We start from the raw sequence: 5779 nt of genomic DNA on the forward strand, positions 1-5779 counted from the left end.
ATATCACGATAACTCAATGCATATCTTAGATAGTAGCCAACGGCTACAGTGATAACATCCTTGTTAAATTGTTTATATCTGAAATAGTTCATACAGAAGACTCCTTTTTGTTAAAATTATACTATAAATTCAACTTTGCAACAGAACCGGATTGCTTATACCGCTATTCATCATTATTTTTATTATATTGATTCCTATTATCATGGGACTTCTTTTTGCTCTTAATAACAACCCTTAACAAAAAAATCACGACCGCCTAAGCGATCGAGATTTTTTAAGGACATCCAAAATAAGTCATCTTTACTGTAGGATAGTATCGTCATTATATCCACTCTTACCTTTTTACCCTCTTGATGGAACGGTCGGATTTGAAAATAATCCCGGACAAAATGAACATGCCGTCTAACTACTCTCAAGTGACTATAATCCCTCTAATTTTCCTTTTCATTTTATAAATTTTAAAAAAATCAAACTATAATAAATGGCTACTGAAGAGGCGGTGTTTCGCTCAAGTCTTTAATGACATATACCTTAGTTTCACTCCATCTGGTATAAGCTTCACTTGAATGTGCGTCGTTCCTACATCATTAGACTGATTGTACTGGGCAGATATAAAATATTAACCATTCATTGGAAAATTTCTTATAAATTCCATAAAGCCAAAATACCCAAGTAAACCCATACCAAGACCAATAACGATAATGAGAATAATGATATATTTAGTTTTCCTATTCATTATTTCACTCCTTAGAGCTTTGTTTTGTCTAATATGTCAATCGTCGCAATCATCTCATAATTTATTGAAAGAGTCGAATATATCATTTATAACAGCATGGATTGTTTAATCATTTTTTTATACACAGTTTTTCTCATAAGCCCATGTAGCAACCAAATACCACCCAGGATCAATTGTGCCATTTGCACAATCTCCAAGAATTTGATCACATTCACAATCATCAGTCAGTACTGGAAGTATGTGGCCCAGGAGAATGGCATCACATTAAAGCCGATTATTCTGTTCAAGTCCAACAAGATTGCGACATCCCTATCGGCGAATGACCGCCTATTAAACACAGTACAGTCACTGACCGTAGACAGTCTGTCCCATACCATCAATCTTGGCTATGCCACCTACAAGCATGAAAACAGTATATGGCACAAGATGTTCCAGTATTATAAAAAGCAGTCATTGCCTGAAGTCATCCGTGACTTGCAGTGGGACTTCACAGAAGAAACCATCCTGAATGCCAATGATAAAGCCTTCCTCTCGGAAGATAATGCCTTATTGTTGAATACATTAGAAGAAGATAACAACCCGATTCGGGCCATCTTTGCCGTCGCAAAGCTGAATGAAGGTTGGGATGTATTGAATCTATTCGATATTGTGAGAATCAGTGAGGGCGCCACTTCAACGAAAACCACGACAGACAGTGAAGCCCAGCTGATCGGTCGCGGCGCCCGGTACTACCCGTTTGAATACAACGGACAGCGTTCCTATACAAGGCGGTTTGATTTGATTCAGACGGATCTCAAAGTCATTGAGAGTCTGCATTATCATACGATTAATGAAAATGCGTATATTAAAAATCTGGAAAAATCACTCGAATCGGCCAGTATCCAAGTGAAAGAGGACGAATACGACCGATTGGAAGCGAAACTCAAACCGGCCTTTAAAAAGAGTCCCGTATTCAAGGACGGTAAAATTTATATCAATAAACTGGAGCAAACCACTGCGGATGATTATCGGACACTCTCCCACTACAATGTGACGACCGATTATGAGGTGCCATATGAACTCACCGTGGAACAGCACTATGGTAAACGACAGGCACATCCAAACCCTGGACAGACGCATGAATCGACATGGCCTGTTGAGCGCATCTATATCCGAAAGGCGCTACAGAGAAAGCCATTCTTTCACTTCAACAACTTCAAATCCTATATTCCGGCCCTATCGAGCATGAAGGATTTCATTGAAAGTCCTAACTTTCTTGGAGAATTAACGTTTTATGTTTCTCTGCCACTGGGATTGAAACTGCATGATTTAAGTCCATTGAGTAAGCTCAAAATGGTGGAGAAATATCTGGATTATGTAGAGAAGAAGATCAAGGCAAACTATATGAAAGAGCGTGGCACACCTGTATTCGAAGGGGTGGCCATGTCTGAAATGATCGATGACTATTATATTGAACTGAATAAGGTCAATTCTAAGGTGTCGACTATGAGTGAGACGCTACAGAAACGGAATATGCGAGATAATCATTGGTATGTCTACGATAAGGCAATCGTCAACGGTTTAGAGAGCGCGTTCATTGATTTCATCAATGACTATGTCGAACAACTGAAAGAAAAATACCAAGAAGTCTATCTCATTCGAAATGAACGCAAAGTGAAGATCGTCGAGATCAATGGCACACGGGGCTTCATGCCGGACTTCTTGCTTTATCTACAAGGGGAAGCTTACACTTACCAGGTCTTCCTGGAACCCAAAGGCGGCCATTTGCAGTTGGAAGACCGCTGGAAAGAAGAGTTCTTGCTGGCATTAAGTGAAAATGAGAATATAGAAGTGCTTTCTGAGAATGAGGACGTTAGATTGTTGGGGATAAAATTCTTCTCAAATGAAGGTGATAAAAAGAAGGCATTTCGAGAAGACTTTAAAAACAAACTTTTATAACTTTAAATTTATTAGTTGAATAAAGACATAGCCGGAGATCAATGGTCTTCGGCTCTTTTATATTATACATATGAATAGTTAGTTTTAAGGCAATGGATAACGGAACTTTGGCAATTCCATTATCACTCCCCTATCATCTCACCGTTAAGGTATAAATTCATTATGAAGAGATTCCATAATGGAATCCTTTTTTATTCAATCAGGTGTAGGAAAGCAATCTCATGTCAATAATTTTCGATTTCTTGATTAGAATTCAAGTGGCTCCCCCACTTTCACGAATCATTGAAAGATGCTGTGTTTACGACCATACACTATCAACTGCACAATCAGATCGCAACGACAAGCACTGTCGTGTACTCCGTATCGTTGACAATCTGCTCGATGCGTTGATCTACGTGCATTGTAAACAACAACATACTACTTTCACTGCTTCTAAAAGCAAGTGTTAGAAAAATTGAAAAGGAGAAGAAAATATGAAAAAAATTGTTGCCAGTCAAAATATTCAAGCGTTCGTTGATGGTCAGAAAGTAGATTTAGACAGATATGACTTTGAAGAACAAAGTGCATTGTCCACAAAAGATGTATCAGTAGTAATTGATTTTGAAAATGAAGAAATAACGGGTGACTGCATTGCTTACGGTGGATGGTTTGAACTGTCAGTAGATAAATGTTTAGAGTACATTCAATCCATCGAAAAACCGATTAGAAACTTTGATGACATTCTTGAAAAATGTTTAGCATAGCTTTCTCTATAACAGTTACAACTCTATGCTTTACAAAAATTTGAAAAGGAATGGTGAGGATATTGAATACAGAACTAGAAATTGTAAAACAGAGATTAAAGCGTGTTGGTTATACACTCTATACTTACGAAGAAGCATTAGAAGTATTGTCATCTGATACAGATTATATGAGTGAAGAAATTGATATTTTCATATTCGAAGTAGGAGAAACATATCGCTTTAAAGAAAGTGCAATTACAATGAGAAGTAATAATGACCTCGAAGCGTTTCACAAGGAGATTGAAGCAAATATTGTTCAGTCAAAGCTTTACAAAAGAGTGTCATCGTGGAGCAAAAAACTCTATGACTACGCTAAGTTGAATAATTTCACCTATACATTTGTTATCGTGGATGAAAAATAAAAAGGTTACTAGTTATCAATTACTAATTATTGATAACTAGTAACTAAATATTAATAACTCGTAACACATAGAAGTAATCTCACGATGTGGATGTACGATTGCTTGATTAAATACTCTAGTGATCTCTCACTTTAGGGAATCAGTAAAGGATGAGTAATGTATGATTAAATACTATGTATGTGATTTATCATTAAGAAGTCAGTACTTATTCGCTGAACTCGCAAAACAATTTGATGATATGAGTGATGATGATATAGACGCAGGCATTTCAAGTAAAGTTGAAGATTTATAATTTTCTTTTTTTCCAGAATGGGTGTAGTATGAAGGTGAACTGATAATAAATAGGAGGGCTTTATATGCGTGCAGCAGTATTTCATGATGCAAAGGATATTCGCGTAGAAGACGTTGAAACACCGGAAATCAGCGAAGGTAAAGTTAAAGTCAAAGTTGCTTGGGCCGGTATTTGCGGCAGTGATCTCCATGAGTATAACGCAGGTCCCATCTTCATCCCGATTGGTGAAGCATCACCAATGACAGGCAGAAAGGCACCGCTGACCGTGGGCCATGAGTTTTCAGGTACTGTGGAAGAAGTAGGATCAGGTGTTGAAGGTCTTAAAGCTGGAGACAAGGTAACAATCAATCCGCTCATCACGGAGGAAGTACACAAGGAACCGCTTGTTGACATGTACAAAGGGTTCACTTTCGTTGGACTCGGCAGTGACGGGGGCTTTGCCGACTATGTTGTCGTGGATAAGAAAAATGTCGTAAAGCTAGAAGACGATACTTCACTTGAGCTTGGTGCACTGGTGGAGCCAACGGCAGTGGCGCTTCAGGCAATCAGGGAATCCGAAATGAAATTCAGTGACTCCGTTGCCGTATTCGGCGCAGGACCTATCGGTCTTCTGACAATCATCGCAGCCAGAGCTGCGGGTGCGAAGGATATCTTTGCATTCGACCTCAGCGATGAGCGACTTAAGAAGGCGAAGGAAGTAGGGGCGACACATGCCGTCAACTCCGGCAATGAAGATCCGATTGAATATATTCAAGAATATTATCCGGACGGTGTTGACCGGACATTCGAAGTGGCCGGTGTGAGTGTTACAGTAGATCAGTCCATCCGTGCGACACGTGCTCGCGGTATGGTGACCATCGTGTCGATCTTCGAAGAACCGATTGAATTCAATCCGATGTCCCTCACTGCAAGCGGCGTACGAATCGCATCCACCCTGGCCTATGAGCCGGACATCTTTGAAGCGACGGTGAAGATGATAGAGAGTGGACAGATCGACCCGTTTCCGGTCATCAGTGACCATATTGAACTGAACGAAATTGTCGACAAAGGATTCGAGGCATTGTTGAATGACAAGAGCCAGTCGAAAATCCTTGTGAAGCTGAGCGGCGACAAATAAATAGCTGGTTTCAACCACGTCAACTTTAAACGTTGGCGTGGTTTTTTGATTGTCTTAAAACTTATGAGGGTACTTATTAAATCATGTTGTTGCTTCCCAACCGACACTATTCACATAAGGTATTAATTCGTACAACTCAGTACTAGTGTCTATATCTTTCTTAAATCCTTTTTGATTTGATGGGTTACTTGTTGCCCTTGACATTATAATGATGTCAGGTGATGTATATGGAAAACGATTATCGTAATATACCAAGAGAGCAGTTAAATAATAATATTCCAAAAGGGCGAGGAATGATAAAATGGCAACCCTTTGCAACAATGCCTGAACAATATGAGAAAATTTTTAAAATGATTGAAGATAATGCAAAAATTGAAAAACCTATTATCAATGAGGATATATCTGGTTCTGTTGCAAAGTTGAATTTATAGTATAATTTTAACAAAAAGGAGTCTTCTGTATGAACTATTTCAGATATAAACAATTTAACAAGGATGTTATCACTGTAGCCGTTGGCTACTATCTAAGATATGCATTGAGTTATCGTGATAT

5 protein-coding genes and 3 pseudogenes are annotated in these 5779 nt (G+C 38.7%); 7 read left to right on the forward strand and 1 reads right to left on the reverse strand.

Going from position 1 to position 5779, the window contains the following annotated elements:
* Positions 1-92 (reverse strand): annotated as a pseudogene (locus BLR15_RS13620) (IS6 family transposase); the annotation flags it as partial.
* An 845-nt stretch (positions 93-937) separates the two neighbouring features.
* Between BLR15_RS13620 and BLR15_RS13625 the strand changes: the two are divergent.
* The 7 genes and pseudogenes from BLR15_RS13625 to BLR15_RS13920 form a co-directional block, all read left to right on the forward strand.
* Complete coding sequence (locus BLR15_RS13625) at positions 938-2674, forward strand: hypothetical protein (RefSeq protein WP_176754176.1); 1737 nt, start codon at positions 938-940, stop codon at positions 2672-2674.
* 473 nt (positions 2675-3147) lie between these two features.
* The gene (locus BLR15_RS13630; RefSeq protein ID WP_092988327.1) at positions 3148-3417 is read left to right on the forward strand and encodes a hypothetical protein; all 270 of its coding nucleotides are present in this window, start codon (positions 3148-3150) and stop codon (positions 3415-3417) included.
* 62 nt (positions 3418-3479) lie between these two features.
* Positions 3480-3818, forward strand: a complete 339-nt coding sequence (locus BLR15_RS13635; RefSeq protein WP_092988329.1) for a hypothetical protein — start codon at positions 3480-3482, stop codon at positions 3816-3818.
* A gap of 160 nt (positions 3819-3978) precedes the next feature.
* On the forward strand, positions 3979-4110 hold the full coding sequence (locus BLR15_RS14430) for a hypothetical protein (protein WP_281182411.1): 132 nt from the start codon (positions 3979-3981) through the stop codon (positions 4108-4110).
* A 64-nt stretch (positions 4111-4174) separates the two neighbouring features.
* Positions 4175-5227, forward strand: coding sequence for a 2,3-butanediol dehydrogenase (locus BLR15_RS13640; RefSeq protein ID WP_092988331.1), 1053 nt, complete (start codon positions 4175-4177; stop codon positions 5225-5227).
* A gap of 221 nt (positions 5228-5448) precedes the next feature.
* A pseudogene (locus BLR15_RS13645) lies at positions 5449-5655 on the forward strand (YolD-like family protein); the annotation flags it as partial.
* A gap of 32 nt (positions 5656-5687) precedes the next feature.
* Positions 5688-5779 (forward strand): annotated as a pseudogene (locus tag BLR15_RS13920) (IS6 family transposase); the annotation flags it as partial.

The organism is Lacicoccus qingdaonensis (genome assembly GCF_900101075.1).
GTDB classification, from domain to species: Bacteria; Bacillota; Bacilli; order Staphylococcales; family Salinicoccaceae; genus Lacicoccus; species Lacicoccus qingdaonensis.

What these genes read in the sequence shown, in the direction of transcription:
- BLR15_RS14430 (WP_281182411.1), top strand. Translation starts at nt 3,979, where the DNA reads ATGATTAAATACTATGTATGTGATTTATCATTAAGAAGTCAGTACTTA.
- BLR15_RS13640 (WP_092988331.1), top strand. Translation starts at nt 4,175, where the DNA reads ATGCGTGCAGCAGTATTTCATGATGCAAAGGATATTCGCGTAGAAGAC.
- BLR15_RS13630 (WP_092988327.1), top strand. Translation starts at nt 3,148, where the DNA reads ATGAAAAAAATTGTTGCCAGTCAAAATATTCAAGCGTTCGTTGATGGT.